The organism is Chromatiales bacterium, assembly GCA_020445605.1.
Taxonomy (GTDB): Bacteria; Pseudomonadota; Gammaproteobacteria; order JAGRGH01; family JAGRGH01; genus JAGRGH01.
In genome coordinates, this window is sequence record JAGRGH010000037.1 from 17920 (window position 1) to 44901 (window position 26982).

A 26982-nucleotide genomic window follows, 5' to 3' on the forward strand; every position below is an offset into this window, starting at 1 on the left:
GCGGCTTCACTGCATGCCCCGATCCTCTGCCACATGCTGAGACTGGATGTGTCCGGCCGTGATGCGGCGGGTCAAGGGGCTGGCGAATGATCGACGTCGAACAGGCGCTGGCCGAGAAATTTCCGCGCACCTTCGGGCGCGCCTCGGGCGGCCTGCGGGTGCCTTTCGTCGCCGTCCTGCGCCGCGTTCTGCGCGAGCGCGAGGTCAACGCCTTGATGGCCGACAACGGCCACCTGCAGGGCTTCGAGTTCGTCGAGCGCGTGCTCGACCATTTCGACTTCTCCTACTCGGTAACCGACGCCGACCGGCGCAACGTGCCGGCGCAGGGGCGGGTGGTCATCGTGGCGAATCACCCGCTCGGTGGTCTCGATGCGCTGGGTCTGCTGCGCATGGTCGGCGAGGTGCGCCGTGACGTGCGCGTGCTCGCCAACGACATGCTCTGGCAGCTCGAGCCGATGCGGCGCTTGCTGATTCCGGTCGACAACATGGGCGGGCGCATCGGTCGTGGCGCGATTGGCGCGGTCAGCGAGGCGCTTGGGAACGAGCAGGCCGTCATCGTGTTTCCGGCCGGGGAGGTCTCCCGCCTGCGACCGCAGGGCCTGCGCGATGCGCGCTGGCGCGCCGGATTCCTGCGCTTTGCCCGCAAGGCACGCGCGCCGGTGTTGCCCGTCTATCTGCAGGCCCGCAATTCGGCACTGTTCTACACGGCATCCATGCTCGCGCGGCCGCTGTCCACCGCGCTGCTGGTGCGCGAGATGTTCTACAACCGCACCGGCCACATGCCGATCCGCGTCGGCGAACTGATTCCCGCCGAGGCACTGGAGCCGCGCGGCCTGTCGACCAAGGCGCAGTGTGCGTTGGTGCGCAAGCACGTCTACCGGATTGGCGCGGGACGCAAGGGCCTGCTCCGGACCGAGAAGGCGATCGCCCATCCGGAAAGCCGCCAGGCGCTGAAATCGGAGCTGCGTGCCGCCGCCGTGCTCGGTCAGACCGGCGATGGCAAGCGCATCCTGCTCTTTGAGCCCACACCCGATTCCGCCGTGCTGCGCGAGATCGGCCGGCTGCGCGAGATCAGCTTCCGCAAGGTCGGCGAGGGCACCGGCAGGCGGCGCGATCTGGATGTCTTCGACACTTGGTATCGCCACATCGTGCTGTGGGATGAGGAAGCGCTCGAGATCGTCGGCGCCTATCGCATCGGCGAGAGCCGATCGATCATGAGCGAGCACGGCCGCGAAGGTTTCTATACGAATTCGCTGTTTCCGTTCACCGACCGGTTCGGTGCCTATCTCGGCCATGCGATCGAGCTGGGGCGTAGCTTCGTGCAGCCGCGTTACTGGGGCAGTCGCGCGCTGGACTATCTGTGGCAGGGTATCGGCGCATATCTGGCTCGGCATCCCGAGGTCGAGTATCTGTTCGGGCCGCTGACGATTCCGAACAGTTTCCCGGCCGGCGCGCGCGCCCTGCTGATGCGGTTTTATTCCCTGTACTTCGGCGACGACACTGGGCTGGTCGCGACAACCCGCCCGTACCGCCTGACGAGCGAAGAACATCTGCACGCGGCACAGGCCTTCGGCGGCGGCGACTACGCAGCTGATTTCAGACGCCTGAAGGAACAGCTTGGTCACTACGGCCTGCAGGTGCCGACGCTGTTCAAGCAATACAGTGAACTGTGCGAAGCGGGTGGCGTGCGCTTCCTGGACTTTGGTGTGGACCCGGACTTCGGCGACTGCGTCGACGCGTTCATCCTGGTCGAGACCGCGCGCATCCGTGCACAGAAACGCGAGCGTTACATCGAGCCGGCGCGTACTCCGGTTGCCGCCTGACAGCCTGCTGAACGCGTCAGTTCACTCGAAAGCGGTAGTGCCCCGTCACCGGATAGGCGAACAGCACATCGGCCAGCGCCGGGCCCGATCCGATGTTGTGGACGATCAGCGGGCGTCGTTTATCGTCTGATCGTTGCTCGACCACCACGCCGATATGCGGCAGATTGCCGGGCAACATCCACGTGACGAGATCGCCGGGCAGGTAGTCCGTTGCGCTGTTGCTCGCCGGCAGCGCAGCGCCGGCCCGCCTGAAGAACGCCTGTAGATTCGGCACGCGCCGGTGATCGATGTTCGGATCCGGTCGCGTCAGGCCCCAGATGCGGCGCGACGGATACGCGTCAAAGTTCGACCGCATGTCCTCGTGCACGAGTTGTTGCAGATCGATGCCGAGCGCGCGATACGAACGGATGACCACATCCGTGCACACACCGGTGTGGCCGGGCACATCGCCGTTCGGATAATCGATCCGGCGATAGCTGCCGTCATAAGCGACCGAATGCCGCGTGCGTTCCATCGCGGCGGCGACGAGAGCGCTTGTGAACGCTTCGTCCAGGTCCGCGCGGGCGGTCGCGGCCAGCGTGAACACTGCGCAAGCCAATGCCCGGCGTGATGCCCGACGCAAGACGCCGCGCGGGCCGCTCATTCGAGTGGATGGATCGGGTGCGGTTTGCGTTCCTGGTAGAAGGGCATCATCTTCGGCGCGAGCTTGCCCAGCCGTTCCTGACGATTCTCGGGCGCCGGATGCGTGCTGACGAATTCGGGAACCCGCTTGCCGCCGACCTTGCCCATCTTCTCCCAGAGCGTCACGGCCGAACGCGGATCGTAGCCGGCGCGCGCGGCGAGTTCGATGCCGATCTCGTCGGCCTCGGTCTCGGCGGTACGCGAATTCGGCAACTTGATCGCCAGCGCCGCGGCCAGCGAGGCCCCCGCGAGTGCCGCACCCGCATAGCGCGAATCGCTCGCGGCAATCGCAACGCCCGCGACCGCCGCAGACGAGGCCAGCGCAACCGACATCTTCTCTGCCGTGTGATTCGCCAACGCGTGCGCGATCTCGTGGCCCATGACCTGCGCGAGTTCGTCGTCGGTGGGTTTCACCTTCTCAAGCAGCCCGGTGTAGACGGCCATCTTGCCGCCGGCCATGCACCATGCGTTGACGGTCTCCGGATCGTCGATCACCTTCACGCTCCACGCCCAGTCGCGCGTGTTCGGAAACTTGGCAACGGCTTCGGTCACGATGCGCCCGGTGATCGTGCGCACGCGCTCGCTGGTCACCGCATTCGAATCGACCTTGCCCTGTTTCTCGAGGGGCGCGAGCGTCTGCACGTAGGCCTCGGCGCTCGACGAGATCGCCTGTTCCGGCGAAATCAGCATGAACTGCTGGCGACCGGTCGGGCTGGTCGCACAGCCCGTGGCGAGTGCCGACAGAAGAACGAACGCAGCGCGATTCAGGCTCGTGATCATCGGGGCGGATACTCCTTGGCCGAGAGCAACAAATGATACGCCCGCGCGCTGCCGGGCGTGGTCCCGCATGTGTGGCCGAGGCCGGGCTCAGACCTTGGCCGGTAAGCGCTGCCGTACACCACGGGCGACGGCGTTAAGCCTGGCTCTGGCGTTGATTGCCGGCGGGCCCCCCAATCACTTGACGCAACTCAAGCGCGACCTCTGGGGGGGGCTTGTCGTGTTCGTTCGGGGAAGGCTATAAAGACAGAAGCCGGCGCGAGGCCGGCTTCCGGATTTGATGCATTTAGCCTTTAACAGCATCAGCTTGTTATCGGATAAAGCGCACTTCCTGATCTGCTAGTGCGATTTCAGCCTAGCGCAGGCGTTGTTATTTGGTCAATAGGGAGGCACGGAGTGGCAAGAATCAACTACAGACTGGGATTGGACCTCGGGGTCACATCATTAGGCTGGTGTGTGTACAGGCTTGCTGACAGCGGCGAGCCTGAGTCCATCCGACGGGCGGGCGTGCGGATCTTTTCCGACGGCCGTCAGGCTAAAACACTCGCATCCAAGGCAGCGGATCGTCGCCTGGCGCGGCAGGCGCGGCGTCGACGCGACCGCGTCCTGAAACGCCGCAAACGACTGCTGGAGCATCTGGTTCGACATGGGCTCATGCCGGCAGACGAACCCGACCGCAAGGAGCTCCAGAAGCTTGACCCCTACGAGCTTCGCGCGCGGGGTCTGGATGAGCAGCTGAGCCCGCACGAGCTTGGCCGGGCGATCTACCATCTTGCGCGCAAGCGCGGGTTTCGAAGCAGCCGCAAGGATCGCGGCGATACCGAGCGGGAAAAGGAAACTGGCAAGGTCACCGAGGCAATCAAGGCGCTGGAGGACCGGATACGTACGGCAGGTTGCCGAACGGTGGGTGAGTACCTGGCCCAGCAACATGCCGAGCGATCGCCGGTACGGGCGCGGCGCTCTTCGGATGGCGGCTACGTGCTCTATCTGCAAAGGGCCATGGTGGAGCGCGAATTCGACTCGCTTTGGGAGGCCCAACGCAAACACCACCCTGAGCTATTGACGGATCAACTGCAACGAACCCTTCGAGAGACCATCCTGTTCCAGCGCAGGCTTCGCCCGGTGATGCCTGGCCGTTGCCAGTTCGAGCGGGATGAATATCGTGCGCCACTGTGTTCGCCGCTTCAGCAACGGTTCCGCATGTTGCAGGAACTGAATAACCTTCGTGTCCGCGAGGGGATAGGGCAACGTCCGCTTACCTTGGGTGAACGCAACGCGATGCTTGAATTGCTCGGCGCCGAGGCGAAGCAGGCCAGCTTCTCGGCGCTGGCGAAGGCGGCGGGCCTGCGAAACGCCAAATCCTTCAACCTGGAGTCGGAGAAGCGTAAAGGGCTCAAAGGCGATGCTGTGGCTGCTTCGTTCGCTGATCCAGATGCGCTTGGAGATCAGTGGTTTGAATTAACGCCCGAGCAGCAGGAGGGGCTTGCGCTTCTTGTCCAAAGGGCCGATCAGCATGATCGCCTTGTTGAGGCCCTCCTCGCATTGCCAGAAAACCTGAGCGAGGTGGAGTATCTGGCTCGGCCGCACCCGCATGAGCGTGAGTTCATCGCCGGCATGGCGAAATTGCCATTCAAACTGTCCAGCGCGCAGGCCGAGCGTATTGCCGGTATCGTCCTGCCCGATGACTATGGGAGTCTGAGCCGAAAGGCTTTGCAGAAGATCATTCCTGCATTGGAGGCCGATGTCGTTACCTACGACGTGGCGGTTCAAAACGCGGGATATGCGCACCACTCGGCGTTCCATACCGGCGAAATCTTTGACCGTCTTCCGTACTACGGCGAGATCTTGCAGGGCTACACCTCACCCACCCCAACCGCCAAAAATGACGACGAACGGCTGTGGGGAAAGATCGCGAATCCCACCGTCCACATTGGCCTGAACCAGCTGCGCCAGCTCGTGAATGCGCTCGCGAAGCGGTTTGGACCGCCCGCTGAAATCATCGTGGAACTCGCTCGAGAGTTTGGTCTTTCCGGCCAACGTCGCCGCGAAATCCAACGCGAACAGGCCGATAACCAGGCGCGAAACGAGGAGTACGGCGCGGAACTACGGCGGCTAGGTAGAACGCCGACCCGCGTGAACCGCGAGAAGCTCCGACTTTGGGAGGAGCTCGGCGCTGACGATGCCATGGTGCGCGACTGCGTCTACAGTGGCACACAGATCAGCAAGGCCATGTTGTTCAGCGATGAGATTGAGATGGACCACATCCTGCCGTTTTCGAAGTCGCTGCACGATGGAATTGGCAACAAGGTGCTGTGTACACGTGCGGCAAATCGGGCAAAGGGCAACAAGACGCCGTTCGAAGCCTTCGGTCACTCCCCCTCAGGCTACAGCTGGGAAGCGATCGAGGAACGCGCCGCGCACCTGCCGGGCCGTAAGGCGCTGTTGTTCCGCGAAAACGCGCTCGATGAGTTTTTGGGCGAACGCAGTTTTCTCGATCGGCACATCACGGACACGGCGTATCTGAGCAGGGTTGCCAAGCAATACCTGAGCTACATCTGCCACAAGGACAAGGTCTGGGTGTCCAGCGGCCGGCTGACGGCAATGTTGCGCGGGCGCTGGGGGCTGAACTCGCTGCTGTCCGATGACAATCGCAAGAACCGGGACGACCACCGTCATCATGCGCTGGATGCAGCAGTGGTTGGGCAATGCAGTCGCAGCACCATCCAGCGACTGGCGACTGCGGCTTCGAGGGCCGAGTCCATGGGCGAGAATCGTCTGCTGGCGGAGTTGGAACCGCCGTGGCCGACCTTTCGCGAGGATCTGGGCGCCGTACTGAACAAGGTTGTGGTTTCACATCGCCCGGACCATGGGACCGAGGGCAGCCTGCACAATGAGACTAACTACGGCCTGCGCGGGCCGGAGGACAAACGCGGCAATCCGCTGCTTGCCCACTTCGTTCCGATCGAGAGCCTTTCGTCCGTCGCCGATCTCCAGAAACTCGCAGATGCGAATCTTCAGAGCCGGCTGACGACACTGCTCTCGCCGCTTTCCAGCGGCAAAGAGGTCAAGGCCGCGCTGTTGGCGTATTCACAGCAGACCGGCATCCGGCGTGTCCAGCTTCACGAAAGGCTTAAGGCCATCGCGATTCACGATCGTCGCACGGGAGCGGCCTATCGCTACGTCAAGGGCGACGCGAACTACTGTTACGACATTTTCGAGTTGGAAAACGGCAAGTGGACCGGCGAAATCGTGACCGTTTTCGAGGCCAATCAGCCGGGGTTCGATTTGCGCAGGGCGCCGGATGTGCAGGGGCGCAGGTTCATGTTTCGGCTCAGGAAGGACGATCTGTTGGCGCTGGAGATCGATCAAAACCGGGTGGTCTATCGCGTGGTAAAAATTTCAGCCGGCATTATTGCGCTGGCCCCACACTGTGAGAGTAACGTAGATGCGCGTGATCGAGCCAAGGCCGACCCGTTTAACTATCTAAGGGTCGCGCCAAGTCGGCTCGGACCTTTGAGAGCGAGGGTTGTAGGGGTCGATGTCCTCGGCTACGTGAATGACCCTGGCTTCAAGGGCCAATCGTGATCGGTCGCGTCGTCGAGGTCGCGGGGGCGGGGCGTTACCTGTCGCTGGATCGTGGCTTTCTGGTCGTCAATCACGGTGGCGGAGAGGTTGCCCGCACGCCGATCGACGACATTGCCGCGCTGATCGGCAATGGCCACGGGCTCAGCTACAGCAACAACTTGCTGGTGGCGCTGGCTGAACGCGGCTGCCCGTTCGTGCTTTGCGGGGCGAATCATCGCCCGGTGGCGATGTTGTGGCCGGTCGAAAGCCATCATCGCCAAGCTGCGCGTATGGACGCACAATTGGCCGCCTCGCTGCCCATGCGCAAACGCTTATGGAAGCAGGTCGTACAGGCAAAGATCGGCATGCAGGCTGCGGTCGTGGACCTGTTCGACGGGCCGCCGGCGCCCCTGTTAAGAATGGTCCGAGCCGTGCGTGCCGGCGACCCCTCCAATGTGGAAGGCCAGGCCGCACGGCTTTACTGGTCTCAGCTGTTCGGTGGCGATTTCCGCCGCAGGCGCCACGGTGGTGACCAGAATCTGTTGCTGAACTACGGCTATACGATCCTTCGGGCGACGGTCGCCCGACAGCTCATGGCGGCTGGGCTGCACCCCGGAATTCCCTTGCACCACGCGAACGAGGGCAATTCCATGCGATTGGTCGATGACCTCATGGAACCCTTCCGGCCGTTGGTGGATGCCTGGGTGCGCAGGCTTTGGGATGGCGGTCAGCGCGACCTCACCCCGCTGGTCAAGCGTGCATTGGCACGCCTGCCGGTGCGCAGCCTGCATGTCGTTCAGGGTGTCAGCCCGGTCACGATCGTGATTCAGCGGCTGTGCGTCTCGCTCGCGCAGTGTTACGAGGCGCAAGCAAAGGAGTTGGTCCTGCCGCCGCCTGGGCGGGATGTGATTGCATCGTTGTGGGACGACGAACATGACGAAACCGAGCGGGACGCGGAAACCTCGTGACGATCCGCGTGCGGCCCCGCCGCTGTGCGCCTATCGGCTGATGTGGATGCTGGTGATGTTCGACCTGCCGGTCGACACGGCGGAAAACCGCAAGGCGGCCAACGACTTTCGCAATGATCTGCTCGATTTTGGCTTCGAGCGTTGCCAGTTTTCCGTGTACCTGCGCTTTGTGGAGGGGCGCGAACAGGCCGACACCTGGACGCGAAGGGTAAAATCCGTACTACCGCCCGGTGGCAAGGTCTACTGCCTGTATTTCACCGACAAGCAGTATCAGGGCATCGTCCGGTTCGAGCGGCGAAAGCGCCAGAAACCGCTGAAAAACCCCGACCAGTTCCAGTTGTTCTGAGGCAAGTGACGCAGTTTTATCCCCGTCTCCGCGGCGAAAACCCCTGCCAGAACAGGGGCTTGCCGCGGGCCGGAGCGTAACAGATCAGGAAGTGCGCCTTAGCCGGAACTCGGCTGCCGGACGACCACATCGGCATCCTGAGCGTAACAGATCAGGAAGTGCGCCTTAGCCGGAACTGCTCGCGCGCACGCTTCAACCTAGGCGATGAGCGTAACAGATCAGGAAGTGCGCCTTAGCCGGAACGAATGACCCGCTTCACAACGGGCATTCCCAGAGCGTAACAGATCAGGAAGTGCGCCTTAGCCGGAACTTATATCTCCAATAGTATAATCGGCCATCTGAGCGTAACAGATCAGGAAGTGCGCCTTAGCCGGAACTGAATCACCAGCAACAGATCAAGTTTGTTCGAGCGTAACAGATCAGGAAGTGCGCCTTAGCCGGAACGTGGCGCAGCACCTTGCCAATGGCCTGCAAGAGCGTAACAGATCAGGAAGTGCGCCTTAGCCGGAACTTGGACGCATACCAAGCCTTCTGCCTTTCCGAGCGTAACAGATCAGGAAGTGCGCCTTAGCCGGAACCCATCCGGGGCGTTGGAGATGGCGGGCGCGGAGCGTAACAGATCAGGAAGTGCGCCTTAGCCGGAACGTCGGAGCTTCTAACATGCGCCAGACTCGGAGCGTAACAGATCAGGAAGTGCGCCTTAGCCGGAACTGGGTCTGGATCACACCATGGTCAAAGGATGAGCGTAACAGATCAGGAAGTGCGCCTTAGCCGGAACCTGGGCAAGTAGCCCTTGCAGCGGCGCATGGAGCGTAACAGATCAGGAAGTGCGCCTTAGCCGGAACGTAACTCCTTGCCGGGTTTCCGGCGAATGGGAGCGTAACAGATCAGGAAGTGCGCCTTAGCCGGAACTATTGGGTGCGCTTGACCGCCCGCAGCGCGAGCGTAACAGATCAGGAAGTGCGCCTTAGCCGGAACGGCGCGGGCACGCTTGACGTTTACGTGGCGGAGCGTAACAGATCAGGAAGTGCGCCTTAGCCGGAACAGGCGCCAGCCGTTGAGAACAAACTGGATTGAGCGTAACAGATCAGGAAGTGCGCCTTAGCCGGAACCGTCATCGACCGCACGCCCGCGCAAAATTCGAGCGTAACAGATCAGGAAGTGCGCCTTAGCCGGAACGAGAGTGCTTTGTTTGTCGAGTATCTGAAGGAGCGTAACAGATCAGGAAGTGCGCCTTAGCCGGAACCGCCGGAGACGTCCAGCAGCATCCGGAAATGAGCGTAACAGATCAGGAAGTGCGCCTTAGCCGGAACCTCGTCAGTAAAGCTCCATAGTTGAGGGTCTGAGCGTAACAGATCAGGAAGTGCGCCTTAGCCGGAACCTGCAATTCTTGCTTCGCAGCAGCCAGATGGAGCGTAACAGATCAGGAAGTGCGCCTTAGCCGGAACTTACTCCGATTGTTGAATGGCCCGGACTGCGAGCGTAACAGATCAGGAAGTGCGCCTTAGCCGGAACTGGTCGGATGGAGGCAGGTGTTCGCAAGCGGAGCGTAACAGATCAGGAAGTGCGCCTTAGCCGGAACACGATGCCGGGGGTATTGTGACGCGCATGAGAGCGTAACAGATCAGGAAGTGCGCCTTAGCCGGAACGCGTCGCTGCTCATCGTGTATGGCAGGTTCGAGCGTAACAGATCAGGAAATGCGCCTTAGCCGGAACATGATCGAGTTGAACTCTTCCGCGCGGACGGAGCGTAACAGATCAGGAAGTGCGCCTTAGCCGGAACTCAACTGCATCGAGCAGGTCAGCGAGCGGCGAGCGTAACAGATCAGGAAGTGCGCCTTAGCCGGAACTTCCTGCACGATCGCGCGCCAGCGCTCGCGGAGCGTAACAGATCAGGAAGTGCGCCTTAGCCGGAACCATCGTCGTCAGTTACGATGGCGACACTCTGAGCGTAACAGATCAGGAAGTGCGCCTTAGCCGGAACCGTGGCGGCATCGGTGCATGTAACCGCGCAGAGCGTAACAGATCAGGAAGTGCGCCTTAGCCGGAACTCCGGCATGATGATGCCGGCGTCGGTCTGGGAGCGTAACAGATCAGGAAGTGCGCCTTAGCCGGAACATACATGTGCACGAGTGTAGTGCAGAGCCTGAGCGTAACAGATCAGGAAGTGCGCCTTAGCCGGAACACCGACGGCTTGGCCCTCGTGACTGCCATCGAGCGTAACAGATCAGGAAGTGCGCCTTAGCCGGAACAACGTCGTCGTAGAGGAAGAATTGCCTGCCGAGCGTAACAGATCAGGAAGTGCGCCTTAGCCGGAACTGGTCCTCGGTTGATGGGCCGGCGCATTGGAGCGTAACAGATCAGGAAGTGCGCCTTAGCCGGAACTTGTCGGCCGTGGGCATGGTGTTTCGTTGGGAGCGTAACAGATCAGGAAGTGCGCCTTAGCCGGAACTCCCCATGGATTCTCCTCGTCGTTGTTGATGAGCGTAACAGATCAGGAAGTGCGCCTTAGCCGGAACGTGCCCGAGAATGCCCGCCGGAGCTGGAAAGAGCGTAACAGATCAGGAAGTGCGCCTTAGCCGGAACTAATCTCGCGACCGTTTCTTCGGCAGGTCGGAAGTCGCCGCCAATATGGCGTCCAGGCGCGCAAGCATCTCGGTGGCGGAGACATAGTCGCAGCTCTCTAGTCCGGCCTTGTCGAGCGCAAGCCCGCGCGCAATAAACTCGCGTTGCGCTTTGCGCCGGTCAATGTTCAGTCGCATGGACTCCCGCACAAAATCAGAGAGTGGTTCGCCTGCGTTCAATACGGGTTCTGCGCGATCGCGCAGTTCCATGAAAACGTGGAGTGGGTAAAGCGTCCAGTCTTTCACAGGCAATTCCGAATGAGGCTCTAGACGATTCGCACATTCGCAGAATAGGCGCCCAGCCGTGCGTCGCTGGTCAGCAACAGCACGCCCGCGGTTTCGGCCTGCGCAACGAGCATGCGGTCAAATGGATCGCGGTGGACAGGCGCGAGTCGCCCAACCGCGATGGCGTGTGCACTTGTGACACCCAGCTCGGCGTAGCCATTGTCGAGAAGACATCTGCGCAGTACCCCGGTGTCGACCTGAAAGTCCGGCCGACCGAGACCGTTTTTGATCACGATCTCCCAGATACTTGCGGCGCTGAAGTGCAAGGCATTGCTTTCATCTTCAATGAAGCCCCTCGCTTCGCCCGACAACCGTGCGGGATCGCCCGCCGACCAGAGCAGCAGATGGGTATCGAGCAGGAGGTTCACGTGGAAGCGTTGAAGATATCTTCTATTTCGGACTCGCCCATGCGGTCGAAGTCGTCCGGCACCGAGATCTGCCCCGCCAGGAATCCGGTTCTCCGTTGCTCCGAGGCCGTCGGTGCATCGAGCGCCACCACCTTCACAAGTGGTTTGCCGGCCTTTGCGATCACGAACGGTTCGCCTTTCGCGGCTTTGTCGACCAGCCGTGAAAGGTGCGTTTTCGCGTCGTGAATGTTGAAGGTTTCCATTGCCGGTCCAGTCAGACTAAGTCTTGTTAGTTTAGTTCAATAGATCGGTTTTCGCCAAGGCTTTTGGATTGGCTCACACGGGCGCGAAGCGTTCGCCGTGGCGGGCGGCGAGGTCCGTGAGCTGCTCGCGGATCGTGTCCTCGCCGACGTCACCTGCGTAGCGCAGCGGGCCGCCGCGAAACGGCGCGAATCCGGTGCCGAAGATCATGCCGGCATCGGCGAGGTCGGCGTCGGCAACCACCCCGTCGCGCAGCGCGGCCTGGGTCTCGCGCACGTAGCGCAGCACCAGGCGTTGCGCGGCATCGTCGGGTGCCGGATGTCGCACGCGCGACTTCTGCGGCCGGTCGCCCTTCCACTGATAAAAACCACGCCCGGTCTTGCGGCCGAGCTCGCCGGCCTCGACCTTTTTCCTCAGCACTTCGGGAATCTCGAAGCCCAGAAACGGCGCGAGGTTTTTCGTGACCGACAGGCAGATGTCCAGCCCGACGGTATCGGCGAGTTCCACCGGCCCCATGGGCATGCCGAAGGCGAGCGCGGCCTCGTCGATCACCTCGATCTCCAGCCCCTCGTTGGCGAGTTCCACGGCCTCGAGCAGATACGGCGTCAGCACGCGGTTGACCAGGAAACCCGGCAGACTTTTCACCGGCAGCGGCAGCTTGCCGATCTGCCGGGCGAACGCTGCTGCGCGTTGCGCGACATCGGGGTTCGTTGCGTCGGCCGCGACGATCTCGACCAGTTGCATCTTCGCGACTGGGTTGAAGAAGTGCAGACCGACGAGACGTGTGGGGTCGTCGAGCGCCGTGTTCAGTTCGTCGAGCGGAATGCTCGAGGTGTTCGTGGCAAGCACGGCATCCGGTCGCAGTTTCGGTTGCAGTGCGCGGTACAGATCGCGCTTCGCCTCGGCGTTCTCGAAGATCGCCTCGATCACGACATCGGCATGCGCAACGCCGTTGCCGGCGATGTCCGGAATCAGCCGGTCCCAGGCCGCGGTGCGCTCGTAATCCACGCGCAGGCGTTTCGCAAACAGGCTCCCGGCGCGCTGCATCGCGGTGCGGAGATGCTCGGCGCCACGGTCCTGAAGGCTTACGCGCAGTCCGCGCATCGCGCACCACGCGGCGATATCGCCACCCATGACGCCGCCGCCGATCACATGCACATGCCGTGCGCGCCAGTCGGTCTGTTTGCCGAGGCCTTTCAGTCGTTCCTGCAGGAAGAACGCGCGCACGAGGTTGCGCGCCGTGGGGGTGACGACGAGATCGGATACGCTCGCGGCTTCGCCATCGAGCATCAACGATTCGCTGCCGGCGTTCACGCGCCAGTGTTCGATCAGCCGGTAGGGCGCGGGATAGTGTTCCTCGCGTGCACGCGAGGAAACCTGCCGGCGCACCAGCGCGGCGACGAGCGGGCGCAGCGGGGCGCTGCGCAGTACGCGCGCCTTCCAGCCGGGCCGATGCGCGCGCGGAAGCTGATCGAAAAGGAAGCGCGCGGTATTTTCCAGCTGTCGTTCCGGTACGGCGTAGTCGACCAGCCCGATGCGGGCGGCCGCGCGTGCACGCAGGCCGCGACCGGTCAGCATGAGATCGAACGCCGCGAGGGGACCGACCGTGCGCATGGACCGCATGCTCCCGCCGAATCCGGGGAAGATGCCGAGCAGCACTTCGGGCAGGCCGAGGCGGGTGCGCGCGTCGTCGCAGGCGATGCGATAACGACAGGCCAGCGCGAGTTCCATTCCGCCGCCGAGGCAGTTGCCGCGGACGACTGCGACGCTCGGGCAGGACAGCGCCTCGATGCGCGAGAGGACCGACTGTGCCCATTCGATGTAGGCGCGTGCGCTCGGCGCGTCGGGAATGTCGGCGAATTCCGAGACATCGGCACCGACGATGAAGTCGTTCTGGCCCGATTCGACGATCAGGCCCCGCGGCGGGTCGGAGGCGATCTCCGTCAGGCGCTGTTCGAGTTCGAGCAGGCGCGCGCGCGACAGCGTATTCGGCCCCGCGGGGTTGTCGAAACGCAGCCGGCCAATGCCGTCGTCGAAGCGTTCGTAGAACCAGCTCTGCGGTGCGTTCATGCGCCGGCTCCCGTGATGACCCGCTCGACCAGCACTGCGCCGCCCTGTCCGCCACCGATGCACAGGCTCGCGATACCGCGCCTGGCCTCGTTGCGCGCCAGGACCTGCAACAAATGCAGCACGATGCGCGCGCCGGTCGCGCCGACCGGATGGCCGAGCGCTATCGCGCCGCCGTCGACATTGAGTTTCGCAGGATCAATCGCGCCGGGCGGAGAATCGAGACCCAGTTCTGTCCTGCACCACTGGGCATCGTTCCACGCCGCCTGACAGGCGAGCACCTGGGCGGCGAAGGCCTCGTTGATCTCCCAGAAGTCGATGTCGTCGCGCGCGAGTGCGTGACGCGCGAGCAGCGGCGCCATCGCATACGCGGGGCCCAGGCCCATGATCGACGGGTCGAGCGCGGCCCATTGCACGTCGACAAGGCGACCGAGTACGGGCAGCCCGTGGCGGGCGACGGCCTCGGCGCTCGCGAGCAGCATCAGGCAGGCGCCGTCGGTGATCTGCGAGCTGTTGCCGGGGGTGACGTGGCCGGCGGGTTTGTCGAAAAACGGCTTGAGTTTCGCGAGCATCTCCACGCTGGAATCGCGACGCAGGCCGTCGTCGGCTGCGTAAAGATTGCCGCGGGTGTCGTAGACCGGGGTGAGTTCGGCGTCGAAGTGTCCGCCGTCGGCCGCGGCCGCGACGCGCCCGTGGCTTTCGACCGAGAACTCGTCCATCTGCTGGCGCGTGATGCCGAACATCCAAGCGATCTTCTCGGCGGTCTGGCCCATGTTCAGCCCAACGACCGGATCGCGCAGCCCGCGTAACAGGCCGATGACGGGCGCGAGAAACGCCGGGCGCAGGCTGCCGATGGTCGCCACGCGCTGGCCGAACGAACGCGCGGTGTTCCAGCGACCGAGCCAGCTGACCATGCGTTCGCCCAGCACGACCGGTGCATGGCTCATCGCCTCGGCACCGCCGGCGAGCACCAGATCGGCGCGGCCGGTGGCGATGTCCTTCGCGGCGGAATCGAGCGCCTGCATGCCCGAGGCGCAGTTGCGCGCCACGGTCCACGCCGGGGTTCGTTCACTCAGGCCGAGCCGCAGCGCCACGATGCGACCGATGTTGGCTTCGTCCACGGTCGGGCCGACGCAGCCGACGATGACTTCGTCGAACGCGTCGGGGGCCAGTTCGTGGCGCAACAGCAGGGCGCGTCCACAGGCGACGGCGAGGTCCGCGGCGTGGAAGGGTCCGGGCCCGGTACGGGCCTTCAGGAACGGCGTGCGTGCGCCGTCGACGATGAACACGTCGCGGCCGGAAAGCGCGCTCTCGGACATCGAGGCACTCCGTGGGGCGGGTGCGGAGACTCTAGCAGAAATGCCCGCGGTGTCCGGTCCCGGCCACTCGCGCGCTTGACTTGACTGAACGGTCCACTATACTGGCGCCCATGACGGCGAGCGGCGAAACACGTCAGCGCATCCTGGAGAGCGCGCGGGATCTGATCTACTCGCGCAGCTATGCCGATGTCGGCGTGGCCGAAATCTGCGAGCGCGCGGACGTGCGCAAGGGCAGCTTCTATCACTTTTTCCCGTCGAAGCAGGAACTCACACTCGCGGTCATGGACGCGTTCTTCGCGGAGTTCAAGGAACGCATCCTGTCGCGCGCGTTCCAGCCCGACATCCCGCCGCTCGCGCGCATCGTGCGCCTGTTGCAGCTCGGCTATGAATTTCAGAAGGAACTCGCGGACGCGATGGGCCATACGCTGGGTTGTCCGTTCGGCAACCTGGCCAGCGAGCGCAGTACGCAGGATGAAGCGATTCGCGTGAAGGCCGACGCGATCTTCGCGCGTATGGAGCAGCAGCTGACCGCGACCCTGCACGAGGCCGCCGGGCGGGGCGAGATCGGTCCGGAGGTGGATGTCGAGTCCACGGCGCTGGCGATGTTCGCGATGATCGAGGGGCTGATGTTGCGTGCCAAGACGCGCAACGATCCGGAGCTGATTCGCCAGCTCGGGCCGACGGTCGCGGATATCCGCGTGCTGCGTGCGCCGCCCGCCTGAGGGATGCGGGTACGAAAAAAAATTTTCCCCGAGGTTAGACCGACCGGTCTACTTGTATTTTCGATCAACGGAGGCTGACCAATGCAGACCACGACCCGAACCCTGGACGCGCGCGGACTGAACTGTCCGCTGCCGATCCTGCGCACGCGCAAGCTGCTGGCCCAACTTGCGGCGGGCGAGACGTTGACGATCCTCGCGACCGACCCCGGATCAGTCCGCGATATGGAGGCCTTCTGCGGCCAGACCGGCAACGCCCTGGTCAGCTCTGAATCGTCGGACGACGGCTTTCGTTTTGTGATCCGCAAACCCGAGGTGTCGGCATGAACGCGCCCGTGCAATTGCCCGACGGTATTGCGGTCGACGATCTCGAACAATGGTTCGATCGCCGCTTCGACGCGCGCATGGCCGAGCGCGACGCGGCCCGCGTGCCGTCGATGACGATCATTGCGACCAAGGGCACGCTGGATATGGCGTATCCGCCGCTGATTCTTGCTTCGACCGCGGCCGCGCTGGGTTGGGAGGTGTCCATCTTCTGCACCTTCTACGGACTTTCACTGCTCAAGCGCGATCTGGACCTGAAGGTCACACCGCTCGGCAATCCGGCCATGCCCATGAAGCTTCCCGTCGGACCGGCCTGGCTGCGCAATCGTGAGCTGAACATTCCGACCAGCGTCATGGCCGTGTTGCCCGGCTTCGAAAAGGCAGCGGGCGCTATGTTCCGCAAGGGGCTTGCCGCAAAGGGAGTCGCGAGTCTTGAGGAACTGCGCGAGCTGTCGATCGAGGCGGGCGTGCGCTTCGTGGCCTGTCAGATGACCGTCGATCTGTTCGGCTGGTCGCGCGGCGAGTTCATTGACGAGGTTGCGGACTGGATCGGTGCGGCGAGCTTTCTGCCCGTCGCGCTGACCGCCGACGTGAATCTCTTTGTATGAACGCCGTATCCACCAACAACGAAACGCGTTTGCGCCTGCGCATGGTGCCGCCGGCGTGGCTGGCCTTGTTTGCAGCATCCGCGTACGTACTGAACCGCCTGCTGCCGATGCCGTTGGCATGGCAGATGTTCCTTGCGCAATGGCCGCTGCACGAGGCCGCCGTGGTCTTGTGGATCGGGGCCGGAACACTGGTCGCCTGGGCCGCGGGCCTGTTCCTGCGCGCGGGGACCACCATTCATCCGCATGGCGAGAGCGATGCCCTTGTGGTCAGTGGCCCTTACCGCTTTACGCGCAACCCGATGTACGTCGCGATGACGGCCGCCCTGACCGGGTGGGCGCTGTGGCTCGCCACACCGATGGCGTTGCCGCTGATTCCGGCGTTCATGTGGGTTCTCACACGGCGTCATATTCGTTTCGAGGAACAAAGACTCACAGAGCGTTTTGGTGCGGCGTATCGCGACTACCGCAGTCAGGTGCGCCGCTGGTTGTAATTTTCTTCCGAGGAGACCGCCAACATGGCATTGATCGAAACTGTGGACCCTGCCAGCGCCGATGGCCTGCTGGCTGAAATCTACGCCGACATTTCCGGCATGATCGGTTTCGTACCGAACGCCGTTCGTCTCGACAGCATCAACCCGGATCATCTCGCGCGGCACTGGGCCGAGATCAAGGAAGCGATGCAGCATCCGAGTCTATCGCAGCCGCTGTTCGCGACGATTCGGCTGCTGGCGTCGGAAATGGAGCGCTGCGAGTACTGCGTGGGGCTGAACGCCGGCATGCTCATGCAGATGTGCAAGCTGGATGTGGACGCCGTCAACGCGATCAAGGCCGATCCGGATGCGGCGCCGCTGGACGGGAGGGAAAGCGCATTGCTGCGTTTCGTGATGAAGGCGCTGAAGGATTCCAACTCGACCGATGCCGCCGATATTCAGGTGCTGCGCGATGCCGGGCTCAGCGATCGCGAGATCTTCGATGCACTGGCTCATGGCGCCCAGCAGATCGCGGCCGATATCATCCTGAACGCCTTCAAGGTCGATCCCGACCTGCACTGAGCCTTGTCGGTCGTGGGACAGGACACTAGGCATCTCGCAGCTCTGGCGAACCGCGCTGGTTTGATCCTAGGTTCCGTTATGGATCAGAACACCAGGTTCATCATGATCAACATGACGGTCAAGAACAGTATCGTCATGATGCCGCCGGCGCGCATGAAGTCCGGTACGCGGTAGCCGGCCGGGCCCATGATCAGGGCGTTGACCTGGTGGGTCGGGATCAGGAACGAGTTCGAGGTCGCGATGGCCACGGTCAGCGCGAACACGGCCGGGTTGGCGCCGACCTGCAGCGCGATGTTCACCGCCAGCGGCACGAGCAGCACCGTCGCGCCGACGTTCGACATGACAAGCGTGAAGAAGGTCGCGAGCATGGCGATCGCGGCCTGGATCACCCACGGCGAGGCCCCGCCGATGCTCGAAACCACCTGTTCGGCGATCCACTTCGCGGTGCCGGTGGTTTCCACTGCGAGTCCGAGCGGAATCAGCGAGGCGAGCAGGAACACGGTCTTCCAGCTCACCGCCTGATAGGCCTCTTCGATCCTGAGCACGCCGGCCAGGATCATGCCCATGGCGCCAGTCAACAGCGCCACCGACAGACGCAGATCGGTGAACAGCACCAGGCCCAGGGCGATCGCGAAAAAGGTCGCCGCGTGGATGACCTTGTGTGGACGGCTTTCTTCGTGTGGGTACTCGGTCGTGACGACGACGAAGTTGCGGTCCTTGCGCAGGCGCGTGAGGTTGTCCCAGGCGGTGTGCACGACCAGCGTGTCGCCGGCATGGAACGGCATGTTGCGGATGTGGTCGCCTTCGCGCATGGTCTCGCCATTGCGGTGCAGGCCGATCATCGCGACGCCGTAGGTCTTGCGCATCCACACGTCGCGCGCGCTCTTGCCGATGAGTTGCGAGCTCGGCGGGATGACCAGTTCGGCGATGCCGGACTTGGTCGCGGCCAGCGAGGTGGCGAAGGTGCGCAGTGCGGGGCGCTTGGTGAGCCCGAAGTCGTCGACGAACTTGTTCAGGTCGGACGGCGAGGCGACCACGCCGAGCACCATGCCGCGCATGACCTCGAGGTCACGGGCAATGGTGCCGGGGCCGATGCGCGATTCCTCGCCCGGCCGTTTGCTGGCGATGACGCGCACGCGGTGCTCGGTCTCGATCTCGTCCAGGGTGCGGCCGACCAGCGTGCTCTTGTCCGGCACGACGATCTCGTTGACCGAGTACTCCAGCCCGTAGACATCGCGCAGGTATTTCACCGGATCGGTACCGACCGTGCTGCTCTCGCTCTTGGTCGCCGGCAGCACGAAGCGTCCGGCGAGCACGAAATACAGGATGCCGGTGATGACCAGTGCGAGGCCGACCGGGGTCACGGAGAACAGCGACCAGGTGTCCATCTGCTGCTCGGCCGGCAGCGCCTTGTTCGAGGTCAGAATCAGATCATTGAGCAGGATCAGCGGGCTGGAGCCGACCATGGTCACCGTTCCGCCCAGAATCGCGCAGAAGCCCATGGGCATCAGCAGGCGCGACATGGGCAGGCCGGAACGCGCCGAAATACGCGAGACCACCGGCAGGAACAGCGCCGCGGCGCCGACGTTCTGCATGAACGAGGAGATGAAGCCGACCGTGCCCGAGATGATCGGGATGATGCGCTTTTCGGTTGTGCCGCCGACCTTCAGGATGAAACCGGCGACCTTGCTCATGATGCCGGTGCGGTCCAGTCCCGCGCCGATGATCATGACCGCGATGATTGAAATGACCGCGTTCGAGGAGAAGCCGTCGAACAGGTGCTTGGTGTCGACCAGGCCATGTTCGAGCCCCATGATCGGCGCGAACAGTGAGGTCAGCCCGATCAGCACCATGACCGTGGCGGCCGCGACATCCACGCCGACGACCTCGAACGCGAACAGGTAGATGGTCAGCAGCAGCAGGGCGCTCACCCAGGCGATCTGGATCGTCGGCACGATCGTGGCCATGTAAATGGCGATCAGCGCGAAGATCACGCCAGCGATCATCTGCTTGCGGGTGAGGATGGGTTTCCTGGGCGCCGGCTTCGTCTCGCTGGTGGCCAGTTCCATGATCGTGTTGGCGCTTTGCTGCATAGGTCTGTCGGTCTTTCGTGTGCGGCAGGCGTACGGCCACTGCTGCCGTCGTCGCGCCAATGGGCGCGAGATCGTCGCCTGAACCTTGTGAGTGAGTTCCTGCCCGTGCCGGGCGGACCGCCTGGCCGGAATGGCTGCCGGAGGCGGTCGATTCCGCCCGGTTCGCGCGCTGACCGCCAGATGCTGGCGGGCGTTTGGTCAAGGCGGAGCAAACCGCCAGTATATCAGGGCCGGCCCCCGCCACGCCTCAGCGCGGCGAGCGGGGGCCGGGCCGCGCTGGTCGGGCGTCAGGCGGCCGGCGCCGCTGCCGTCTGGGTCTGCTCCTGCGACTGCGCAGCGGGCTCGGGCGGCGCGGGCGGGTCGAACGGCACATCGAAGTAGGTGGCCGCGATGGCGTTGTGCACGTCGCCGAGGGCGATCTGGAATTCGTCGATGAACCGGTGCAGTTCTTCCTGCGACAGCTTGTGCACGTCTGCGGCATCGACCAGTCGACGGGCCCGCCCGACCTCGCGCAACGGCGCCTCGTTGTGCGGCAGCCGGTCCAGCCCGCCGGCGACGGCGGCGAGGCTGTAGTTGATCGCGCGCGGGAAGCTCGGGTCCTTCAGCAGGAACGCCAGCACGGCGCTGCGCTGTACGCGCGACTGCATGGTGCGCCGGTACATCTGGTAGGCGGTCAGCGACTTGAGCACGCTCATCCACTGCACGTTGTCGTAACTCTTGATCTCGCTGGGCGCGTTCGACAGCAGGGAGGCGGAACGCACGTCGATGATGCGGCTGGTCATGTCCGCGCGCTCGATGTGGCGACCGGAGCGCAGAAAGACGAAACCGCGGTCGTGGCTCATTGCCCCGCCGAGCAGGCCGGCGATGCCCTGGACCTGTTTGATGATCTGGTCCAGATACTCATGGCGCCCGTGTTTGCTCAGGCCATCCGGCAGCTTGTCGCGGGCATAGAGGTACAGCTCGTTGACCTGTTCCCAGGTCTCGCGCGGCAGATAGTCGCGCATGGTGCGCACGTTCTCGCGCGCCGCGCGGACGGACGACAGGATGGAACTCGAGTTCGTCGGTTCGCCGATCAGAAACCGCAGCGCATTGCGCTCCGTGCTGTCCTGGTAGCGGGCATCGAATGCGTCGCGCGCGCCCATGATTTCGAGCAGCGGGCGCCAGCCCGGCGAAATGCCCTTGGGCAGGTCGAGCAGAAGTTGGGTGTTGACCCGGATCAGCCGGGCGGTGTCCTCGGTGCGTTCGGTATAGCGGCCGAACCAATACAGATTTGCGGCGACTCGTGAAAGCATGCTCAGCGTCCTCCCGTTGCGACGATCCAGGTGTCCTTGCTGCCCCCGCCCTGGGAGGAATTTACGACCAGCGATCCACGCCTGAGGGCTACGCGCGTGAGCCCGCCCGTGGTGACGCGCACGCGGTCGGACGACAGCGTGAACGGGCGCAGATCGAGATGACGCGGCTCGACGTTGTCTTCGACCAGGGTCGGGCAAACCGACAGCTTCAGCGCCGGCTGCGCGATGTAGTTGCGCGGGTCCTTGCGTACGAGCTTAGCGAACTCGGTGCGCTCCTTCTTCGTCGAGGCCGGCCCGACCAGCATGCCGTAGCCGCCGGATTCGTTGGCGGGTTTGACGACCATCTCCTCGAGGTTCGCAAGCGCATGTTCCATCGAGTCCGGATCGATGCAGCGCCAGGTCGGGACGTTCGGAATGATCGCGTCTTCGCCCAGGTAGTAGCGGATGATGTCCGGCACGTAGGTGTAGACGACCTTGTCGTCGGCCACGCCCGCGCCCGGCGCGTTGGCGAGCGCGACGTTGCCGGCCTTCCAGGCGCGCATCAGGCCGCGCACACCGAGCGTGGAATCCGGCCGGAACGCCTCCGGGTCCATGAACAGATCGTCGATGCGCCGGTAGATGACGTCCACGCGTTTCGGGCCGTCGATGGTGCGCATGTACACGCAGTCGTCGTCGGCCACGCAAAGATCGGAGCCTTCGACGAGTTCGCAACCCATCTGCTGCGCCAGATAGGCGTGCTCGAAGTAGGCCGAGTTGAATACGCCCGGCGTGAGGACCACGACCTCGGGGTAGTCGGCCGGACGCGGGGACAGCGCGGCGAGCGTGTCAAAGAGATCCGACGGGTAATCGTCGACCGGCAGGATCGACAGGTCCTCGAACAGTTCCGGAAACACACGCTTGGTGACCTGGCGATTTTCCAGCATGTAGGACACGCCGGACGGCACACGCAGGTTGTCTTCGAGCACGTAGACCGTGCCGTCCGCGTCGCGAACAAGATCGGAACCGCAGATGTGGGCCCACACGCCATGCGGCGGACTGACACCGACGCATTGCGGTCTGAAGTTCACCGACTTCGTCAGCAGTTCCTTCGGAAACACGCCATCGGCGATGACGCGCTGGTCGTGATAGAGGTCATCGATGAACAGGTTCAGTGCATGCGCGCGCTGCTTGAGCCCGGCCTCGATGCGCTGCCACTCACGTTCCGGAATGATGCGCGGGATGATGTCGAACGGCCATGCACGATCGATCATGCCGGCCTCGGAATACACCGTGAAGGTGATGCCCATTTCCTTGATGGCGACCTCGCTGGCTGCCTGACGGGCGATGATTTCCTTGTCGCCGAGCTTTTTCAGGTGCGAGATGAGTTTGCGGGCCGAGGCGCGCGGGTGGCCGGCCGATGCGTACAGTTCGTCGTAAAAGTCGTTCGGGTCGTAGCCTCGCCAGTTCAGTGGCATGCAATCCTCCTCATGGGCGCGCGTTCAGCGCGGGCGGCGGCGCAGGTCGAGTGTGTAGGGAAAGTCCTCGCTCGGACGTTCCGGTGGAGGCGACCATTCGCCTGGTGTGTGGCCGTGTTCGGCGAAGCGTGCCTGCCGGCGTGCCTCGGCCTCGTTGGCGTTGACCGGAAAGCTCTCGTAATTGCGCCCGGCGGGGTGTGCAACGAAATACGTGCAGCCGCCCAGCGAACGCCGGTTCCAGGTGTCGTGCAGATCGAACACCAGCCGGTCGGTCCGGCCGATCGTCGGATGCATCGCCGAGTACGGTGCCCAGGCCTTGAAGCGCACGCCGGCGACCGATTCGGCGCGCCGGCCGGTCGGATGCAGCGGCACACGCCGGCCGTTGCAGGTCACGACATGCCGGCCTTCGGTGATGCCCGTGGCGCGCATCTGCACGCGTTCGATCGACGAATCTACGAAACGCGCGGTGCCGCCGGAGCTCATTTCCTCGCCGAGCACATGCCAGGGCTCGATGGCAAAGCGCAGTTCGAGTTCCACGTCGTTGATCGAAACCGCGCCGTACTTCGGAAAGCGGAATTCCACGAACGGGTCGATCCAGTGCGGATCGAACGCGATGCCGAACCGGCGCAGGTCGTCGACGACCTCGTGCACGTCGCGCTCGACGTAGTGCGGCAGCAGAAAACGGTCATGCAGTTCCGTGCCCCAGCGCACCGGGCGGCCGGTGTACGGCTGTGCCCAGAAGCGCGCGATCAGCGAACGCAGCAGCAGCATCTGCACGGCGCTCATCTGCGCGTGCGGCGGCATCTCGAAGGCGCGGAACTCCACCAGGCCGCGGCGGCCGGTCGGACCGTCCGGGGAATACAGCTTGTCGATGCAGAATTCGCTGCGGTGCGTATTGCCGGTCAGGTCGACGAGCAGATTGCGGTACAGGCGGTCGACCAGCCAGGGCTGGGCGATCTCGCCGGCCGGGGTCTGTTCGAGTGCGATCTCGAACTCGTGCATCTGCGCGTCGCGCGCCTCGTCGATGCGCGGCGCCTGCGAGGTCGGGCCGATGAATGCGCCCGAGAACAGGTACGACAGGCCCGGGTGGTGTTGCCAGTAGAGCACCAGGCTGGAAAGCAGGTCCGGCCGGCGCAGGATCGGGCTGTCCGCCGGCATGGCCGCGCCGATGGTGACGTGGTTGCCGCCGCCCGTGCCGGTGTGACGTCCGTCGAGATTGAACTTCTCGGTGCCGAGGCGCGCGAGCCGTGCCTCCTCGTACAGCGCCTCGGTGCGTGTGACGAGTTCGTCCCAGTTGTGCGCCGGATGGATGTTGACTTCGATGACGCCCGGGTCCGGCGTGATGTGGAAACGGCTCAGGCGCGAGTCATGCGGTGCCTCGTAGCCTTCCAGTACGACCGGCTGATGCAAAGTTGCGGCGACCTGCTCGATCGCCTGCATCAGGCCCAGCCAGGCATCGGCCGTGGCGAGCGGCGGCATGAACACATGCAGACGGCCGTCGCGCGGTTCCACGCACAGGGCTGTGCGCACCAGCGACTCCGCCGCGGCGTTGCCCGCAAAGCGCGCCCGGTTCGGGTCCTGCACGCGCGGCGTGAGGTCGGCGATCGACGGCTCCGGCGCGAACGGATCGCGCTCCAGCCACTGCTGGCGGCGCGCCGGCGCTTCCCAGGGCAGGGCGTCGAGCGGCAGGCGCAGGCCCATCGGTGAATTGCCGGGCAGCAGAAACATGTGATTGCGCCGGAACCGCCAGGGTCCGGACTGCCAGCCGCCGTCGAACACGAGCGGCAGGGCGTAGCCGACGGTGTGGTCCAGGCCATGCTCGAAGACCTCGCGCAGCCGCGCGCGCTCGAGCGGGTTGGCCAGGCGGTTGTCCTTCGGATTCAGGTTGTCGGGCAGCGTCCCCTCTTTCCAGAGGTAGTAGAACGCGTCCTCGTAGCCCGGGGCGACGAAGTCCTCGGACAGGCCCAGGCGGCTCGCCAGCGCACGCGCGAAGCGCCCGGCGATGGCGGTGTCCGGGTTGCTGCGTGACTCCGGGGCCGCCAGCAGCGCGGGATTGCGCCACACCGGTAGGCCGTCGTTGCGCCATACGCAGTCCAGCGACCAGCGCGGCAGCGGCTCGCCGGGATACCACTTGCCCTGCGCCTGGTGCAGCGAGCCGCCGTCGGCAAAGCGTGCGTGCAGACGCCGCAGCAGGGCCTCGGCGCGTTCGAGCTTGTGCGCGCCGAGCGCTGCGGTGGTCCACTGCGGGCTGTCCATGTCGTCGATCGACACGAACGTCGGCTCGCCGCCCATGGTCAGCCGTACGCCGGCGCGTTCGAGCCTGGCATCCACGGTTTCGCCGAGCGCGCGGATCGCGTGCCACTGCGCCGCACCGTAGGGCTTGGTCGTACGCGGTTTTTCCTTGATGCGCGTGACGCGGTTGATGTAGTGAAACTCGACCTCGCAGGGGTCCGATGCACCCTCGACGGGCGCCGCGCTCTGCGGGTCCGGCGTGCAGGCCAGCGGGATGTGTCCCTCGCCTGCGAACAGGCCCGAGGTCGGGTCGAGCCCGATCCAGCCCGCGCCGGGCACGAACACCTCGGCCCAGGCGTGCAGGTCGGTGAAATCGGCCTCTGCACCCGATGGCCCGTCCAGCGATTTCTGGTCCGGCGCCAGCTGAACGAGATAACCCGAGACGAAGCGCGCGGCCAGCCCCAGATGACGCAGGATCTGCACCAGCAGCCAGGCCGAATCGCGACACGAGCCGCGTGCGAGTTCGAGCGTCTCTTCGCAGGTCTGGATGCCCGGTTCGAGGCGAATCAGGTAGCCGATGTCCTGCTGCAGGCGCTGGTTCAGGTCGACCAGGAAGGAGACGATCTGGGTCGGCTTGCGCGGCACCCGGGCGAGCCAGCGTTCGAGCCGTGGGCCGTGTTCGCGGATTTCGAAATACGGCGCGAGTTCATGCGCGAGGTGCCGTTCATAGTCGAATGGCCACGCCTCGGCCTCCGGCTCGACGAAGAAGTCGAACGGATTGATCGTCACCAGATCCGCGACGAGGTCGACGTCCACCACGAACTGTTCGACCGGGTCGGGAAACACCACGCGTGCGACGAAATTGCCGAACGGGTCCTGTTGCCAGTTCAGGAAATGACCCGCGGGCTCGATGGTCAGCGCGTAGCGGTGCAGTGGGGTGCGCGTGTGCGGCGCGGGGCGCAGCCGGATCAGTTGCGGGGACAGGCCCACGCGGCGGTCGTAGCGGTATTCGGTGCGGTGGCGCAGGGCAACCTGAATGGACATTCTTTGGCGAGTTTGCTTCAGCGGCCCCGGAGCATAGCCCAATCGCAGTGCGGCTGTAATCTCCAATTCGCGCACCAATGCGGTGCTAGAATCAAATTCGGTGCGGAATCGACGGATGTCCGGTCGGCGTCGGCGGTGATGCGGCAGGAGCAGCAATTGCTGCCCCGGCGGGTGTACGATCACACCCCCGCAAGTGATCGACGCGCCGCTCCCTGGTCTGTGGTGGAAGCGACCTGCACGATCCGTTTTGCTCTTGACTCCGGGGACCGTTGAATGACCTATTGCGTGGGCCTCAAACTCGATTCGGGCCTTGTTTTCGCATCCGACTCGCGCACCAATGCCGGCGTCGACTATGTGACGACGGTCAGCAAGATGCACGTGTTCGACAGCGCGCCGGACCGCATTTTCATAATTCTTTCGGCCGGTAATCTTGCGAACACCGGCGAACTGATGAATTACCTCAAGCGTGATCTTGCGGCCACGGACGGTCGGGTGAACCTGAATTCATGTCAGTTCGTATTCGAGGTTGCCGAATATGTCGGGCGCCTCAGCCAGCAGATCCAGCAGATGCATGCGCCGTCCCTTGCGCAGGCCGGCATCAGCGGCGAGGTGACCCTGATCCTCGGCGGTCAGATCCAGGGTCAGCCGCACGAGATGTACATGATTTACGCGCAGGGCAACTACATCTCGGCCGGTCCCGAGACCCCGTACCTGCAGATCGGCGAGAGCAAATACGGCAAGCCCGGACTGGACCGGATCGTCGACTACCACATGCCGCTGGATGCCGGTGCGCGTCTGGTGCTGGTTTCGCTGGACGCAACCGCGCGATCGAACATCACGGTTGGTCCGCCGTTCGAGGTCGCCGTGAGTGGCGCCGACACCATAGCGCTGACTCGCTACTGTCGCTTCGAGCAGACCGACCCGTACCTGGGCGCGATCCAGACCGCTTGGAACGAGGGCATTCGCCAGGCTTTTGCGAATCTGCCGGCCCTGCCGTGGGAGGCGGAAGGCATGGACAGCGCGGGTTGCTCGTACGTCCCTGAGCCGGTGGATCTCAAGAGCGTCGGTCAGGGCTGAGCAGCCGCGCCGGTTCCCGGGCGCG

At 64.1% G+C, this 26982-nt stretch carries 20 protein-coding genes and 1 CRISPR repeat array; of the genes, 10 read left to right on the forward strand and 10 right to left on the reverse strand.

From position 1 onward, the window contains the following. Positions 1-86 precede the first annotated feature (86 nt). The gene (locus KDG50_07250) at positions 87-1823 is read left to right on the forward strand and encodes a lysophospholipid acyltransferase family protein (GenBank protein MCB1865212.1); all 1737 of its coding nucleotides are present in this window, start codon (positions 87-89) and stop codon (positions 1821-1823) included. Between the two features lie 16 nt (positions 1824-1839). Here KDG50_07250 and KDG50_07255 read toward each other — a convergent pair whose 3' ends face one another. Together KDG50_07255 and KDG50_07260 are read right to left on the reverse strand one after the other, a co-directional pair. Then, positions 1840-2466, reverse strand: a complete 627-nt coding sequence (locus tag KDG50_07255) for a DUF1287 domain-containing protein (GenBank protein ID MCB1865213.1) — start codon at positions 2464-2466, stop codon at positions 1840-1842. Further along, positions 2463-3284 carry a M48 family metallopeptidase gene (locus KDG50_07260; GenBank protein MCB1865214.1) on the reverse strand — a complete coding sequence of 274 codons (822 nt, stop codon included), beginning with the start codon at positions 3282-3284 and terminating at the stop codon, positions 2463-2465. Before KDG50_07260 ends, KDG50_07255 begins: the two co-directional genes overlap by 4 nt. A 393-nt stretch (positions 3285-3677) precedes the next feature. Between KDG50_07260 and cas9 the strand changes: the two genes are divergently transcribed. The 3 genes from cas9 to cas2 are packed head-to-tail and all read left to right on the forward strand — an operon-like array spanning position 3678 to position 8159. Continuing rightward, positions 3678-6866 carry a type II CRISPR RNA-guided endonuclease Cas9 gene (gene cas9 / locus KDG50_07265; protein MCB1865215.1) on the forward strand — a complete coding sequence of 1063 codons (3189 nt, stop codon included), beginning with the start codon at positions 3678-3680 and terminating at the stop codon, positions 6864-6866. Continuing rightward, positions 6863-7813: a type II CRISPR-associated endonuclease Cas1 gene (cas1, locus tag KDG50_07270; protein MCB1865216.1), complete on the forward strand. Its 951-nt coding sequence runs from the start codon at positions 6863-6865 to the stop codon at positions 7811-7813. The genes cas9 and cas1 overlap by 4 nt, the downstream gene beginning before the upstream one ends. Further along, complete coding sequence (gene cas2 / locus KDG50_07275) at positions 7779-8159, forward strand: CRISPR-associated endonuclease Cas2 (GenBank protein MCB1865217.1); 381 nt, start codon at positions 7779-7781, stop codon at positions 8157-8159. Before cas1 ends, cas2 begins: the two co-directional genes overlap by 35 nt. Positions 8160-8231: 72 nt before the next feature. Continuing rightward, positions 8232-10745: direct repeats of the CRISPR family, unit length 37 nt; unit sequence GAGCGTAACAGATCAGGAAGTGCGCCTTAGCCGGAAC. A 304-nt stretch (positions 10746-11049) separates the two neighbouring features. Here cas2 and KDG50_07280 read toward each other — a convergent pair. The 4 genes from KDG50_07280 to KDG50_07295 form a co-directional block, all read right to left on the reverse strand. Beyond that, a complete protein-coding gene (locus KDG50_07280) occupies positions 11050-11436 on the reverse strand; it encodes a type II toxin-antitoxin system VapC family toxin (protein MCB1865218.1) in 387 nt (128 codons plus the stop codon). Continuing rightward, a complete protein-coding gene (locus KDG50_07285) occupies positions 11433-11678 on the reverse strand; it encodes a type II toxin-antitoxin system prevent-host-death family antitoxin (GenBank protein MCB1865219.1) in 246 nt (81 codons plus the stop codon). The genes KDG50_07280 and KDG50_07285 overlap by 4 nt, the downstream gene beginning before the upstream one ends. A 73-nt stretch (positions 11679-11751) precedes the next feature. Continuing rightward, positions 11752-13746 (reverse strand): enoyl-CoA hydratase/isomerase family protein, encoded by a 1995-nt coding sequence (locus KDG50_07290; GenBank protein MCB1865220.1) that lies wholly within the window; start codon positions 13744-13746, stop codon positions 11752-11754. Then, entirely contained in the window at positions 13743-15062 is a 1320-nt protein-coding gene (locus KDG50_07295; GenBank protein ID MCB1865221.1) for an acetyl-CoA C-acetyltransferase, read from the reverse strand. The genes KDG50_07290 and KDG50_07295 overlap by 4 nt, the downstream gene beginning before the upstream one ends. Positions 15063-15172: 110 nt before the next feature. Here KDG50_07295 and KDG50_07300 point away from each other — a divergent pair, with 110 nt between their 5' ends. From KDG50_07300 to KDG50_07320, 5 genes are all read left to right on the forward strand, one after another. Beyond that, entirely contained in the window at positions 15173-15784 is a 612-nt protein-coding gene (locus KDG50_07300; GenBank protein MCB1865222.1) for a TetR/AcrR family transcriptional regulator, read from the forward strand. Between the two features lie 81 nt (positions 15785-15865). Then, entirely contained in the window at positions 15866-16108 is a 243-nt protein-coding gene (locus KDG50_07305) for a sulfurtransferase TusA family protein (protein ID MCB1865223.1), read from the forward strand. 110 nt (positions 16109-16218) lie between these two features. Then, positions 16219-16713: a DsrE/DsrF/DrsH-like family protein gene (locus KDG50_07310; GenBank protein ID MCB1865224.1), complete on the forward strand. Its 495-nt coding sequence runs from the start codon at positions 16219-16221 to the stop codon at positions 16711-16713. Next, complete coding sequence (locus tag KDG50_07315; protein ID MCB1865225.1) at positions 16710-17204, forward strand: isoprenylcysteine carboxylmethyltransferase family protein; 495 nt, start codon at positions 16710-16712, stop codon at positions 17202-17204. The genes KDG50_07310 and KDG50_07315 overlap by 4 nt, the downstream gene beginning before the upstream one ends. A 24-nt stretch (positions 17205-17228) precedes the next feature. Then, on the forward strand, positions 17229-17765 hold the full coding sequence (locus tag KDG50_07320) for a hypothetical protein (protein MCB1865226.1): 537 nt from the start codon (positions 17229-17231) through the stop codon (positions 17763-17765). An 83-nt stretch (positions 17766-17848) separates the two neighbouring features. Here KDG50_07320 and KDG50_07325 read toward each other — a convergent pair whose 3' ends face one another. From KDG50_07325 to KDG50_07340, 4 genes are all read right to left on the reverse strand, one after another. Next, the gene (locus KDG50_07325) at positions 17849-19771 is read right to left on the reverse strand and encodes an SLC13 family permease (protein ID MCB1865227.1); all 1923 of its coding nucleotides are present in this window, start codon (positions 19769-19771) and stop codon (positions 17849-17851) included. Positions 19772-20145: 374 nt separating this feature from the next. After that, positions 20146-21150: an alpha-E domain-containing protein gene (locus KDG50_07330; protein ID MCB1865228.1), complete on the reverse strand. Its 1005-nt coding sequence runs from the start codon at positions 21148-21150 to the stop codon at positions 20146-20148. 2 nt (positions 21151-21152) lie between these two features. Then, a complete protein-coding gene (locus KDG50_07335; protein MCB1865229.1) occupies positions 21153-22604 on the reverse strand; it encodes a circularly permuted type 2 ATP-grasp protein in 1452 nt (483 codons plus the stop codon). Between the two features lie 24 nt (positions 22605-22628). Then, entirely contained in the window at positions 22629-25880 is a 3252-nt protein-coding gene (locus KDG50_07340) for a transglutaminase family protein (GenBank protein ID MCB1865230.1), read from the reverse strand. Between the two features lie 273 nt (positions 25881-26153). On the opposite strand from KDG50_07340, the gene KDG50_07345 reads away from it, so the two are divergent. Continuing rightward, positions 26154-26957, forward strand: coding sequence for a 20S proteasome subunit A/B (locus KDG50_07345; GenBank protein MCB1865231.1), 804 nt, complete (start codon positions 26154-26156; stop codon positions 26955-26957). Positions 26958-26982: the final 25 nt, after the last annotated feature.

What these genes read in the sequence shown, in the direction of transcription:
- KDG50_07250 (MCB1865212.1), top strand. Translation starts at nt 87, where the DNA reads ATGATCGACGTCGAACAGGCGCTGGCCGAGAAATTTCCGCGCACCTTC.
- KDG50_07290 (MCB1865220.1), bottom strand. Translation starts at nt 13,746, where the DNA reads ATGAACGCACCGCAGAGCTGGTTCTACGAACGCTTCGACGACGGCATT.
- KDG50_07320 (MCB1865226.1), top strand. Translation starts at nt 17,229, where the DNA reads ATGGCATTGATCGAAACTGTGGACCCTGCCAGCGCCGATGGCCTGCTG.
- KDG50_07340 (MCB1865230.1), bottom strand. Translation starts at nt 25,880, where the DNA reads ATGTCCATTCAGGTTGCCCTGCGCCACCGCACCGAATACCGCTACGAC.
- KDG50_07325 (MCB1865227.1), bottom strand. Translation starts at nt 19,771, where the DNA reads ATGATCGCTGGCGTGATCTTCGCGCTGATCGCCATTTACATGGCCACG.
- KDG50_07260 (MCB1865214.1), bottom strand. Translation starts at nt 3,284, where the DNA reads ATGATCACGAGCCTGAATCGCGCTGCGTTCGTTCTTCTGTCGGCACTC.
- KDG50_07345 (MCB1865231.1), top strand. Translation starts at nt 26,154, where the DNA reads ATGACCTATTGCGTGGGCCTCAAACTCGATTCGGGCCTTGTTTTCGCA.
- KDG50_07300 (MCB1865222.1), top strand. Translation starts at nt 15,173, where the DNA reads ATGACGGCGAGCGGCGAAACACGTCAGCGCATCCTGGAGAGCGCGCGG.
- KDG50_07330 (MCB1865228.1), bottom strand. Translation starts at nt 21,150, where the DNA reads ATGCTTTCACGAGTCGCCGCAAATCTGTATTGGTTCGGCCGCTATACC.
- cas2 (MCB1865217.1), top strand. Translation starts at nt 7,779, where the DNA reads ATGACGAAACCGAGCGGGACGCGGAAACCTCGTGACGATCCGCGTGCG.
- KDG50_07255 (MCB1865213.1), bottom strand. Translation starts at nt 2,466, where the DNA reads ATGAGCGGCCCGCGCGGCGTCTTGCGTCGGGCATCACGCCGGGCATTG.
- KDG50_07295 (MCB1865221.1), bottom strand. Translation starts at nt 15,062, where the DNA reads ATGTCCGAGAGCGCGCTTTCCGGCCGCGACGTGTTCATCGTCGACGGC.
- KDG50_07305 (MCB1865223.1), top strand. Translation starts at nt 15,866, where the DNA reads ATGCAGACCACGACCCGAACCCTGGACGCGCGCGGACTGAACTGTCCG.
- KDG50_07285 (MCB1865219.1), bottom strand. Translation starts at nt 11,678, where the DNA reads ATGGAAACCTTCAACATTCACGACGCGAAAACGCACCTTTCACGGCTG.
- KDG50_07315 (MCB1865225.1), top strand. Translation starts at nt 16,710, where the DNA reads ATGAACGCCGTATCCACCAACAACGAAACGCGTTTGCGCCTGCGCATG.
- KDG50_07335 (MCB1865229.1), bottom strand. Translation starts at nt 22,604, where the DNA reads ATGCCACTGAACTGGCGAGGCTACGACCCGAACGACTTTTACGACGAA.
- KDG50_07310 (MCB1865224.1), top strand. Translation starts at nt 16,219, where the DNA reads ATGACGATCATTGCGACCAAGGGCACGCTGGATATGGCGTATCCGCCG.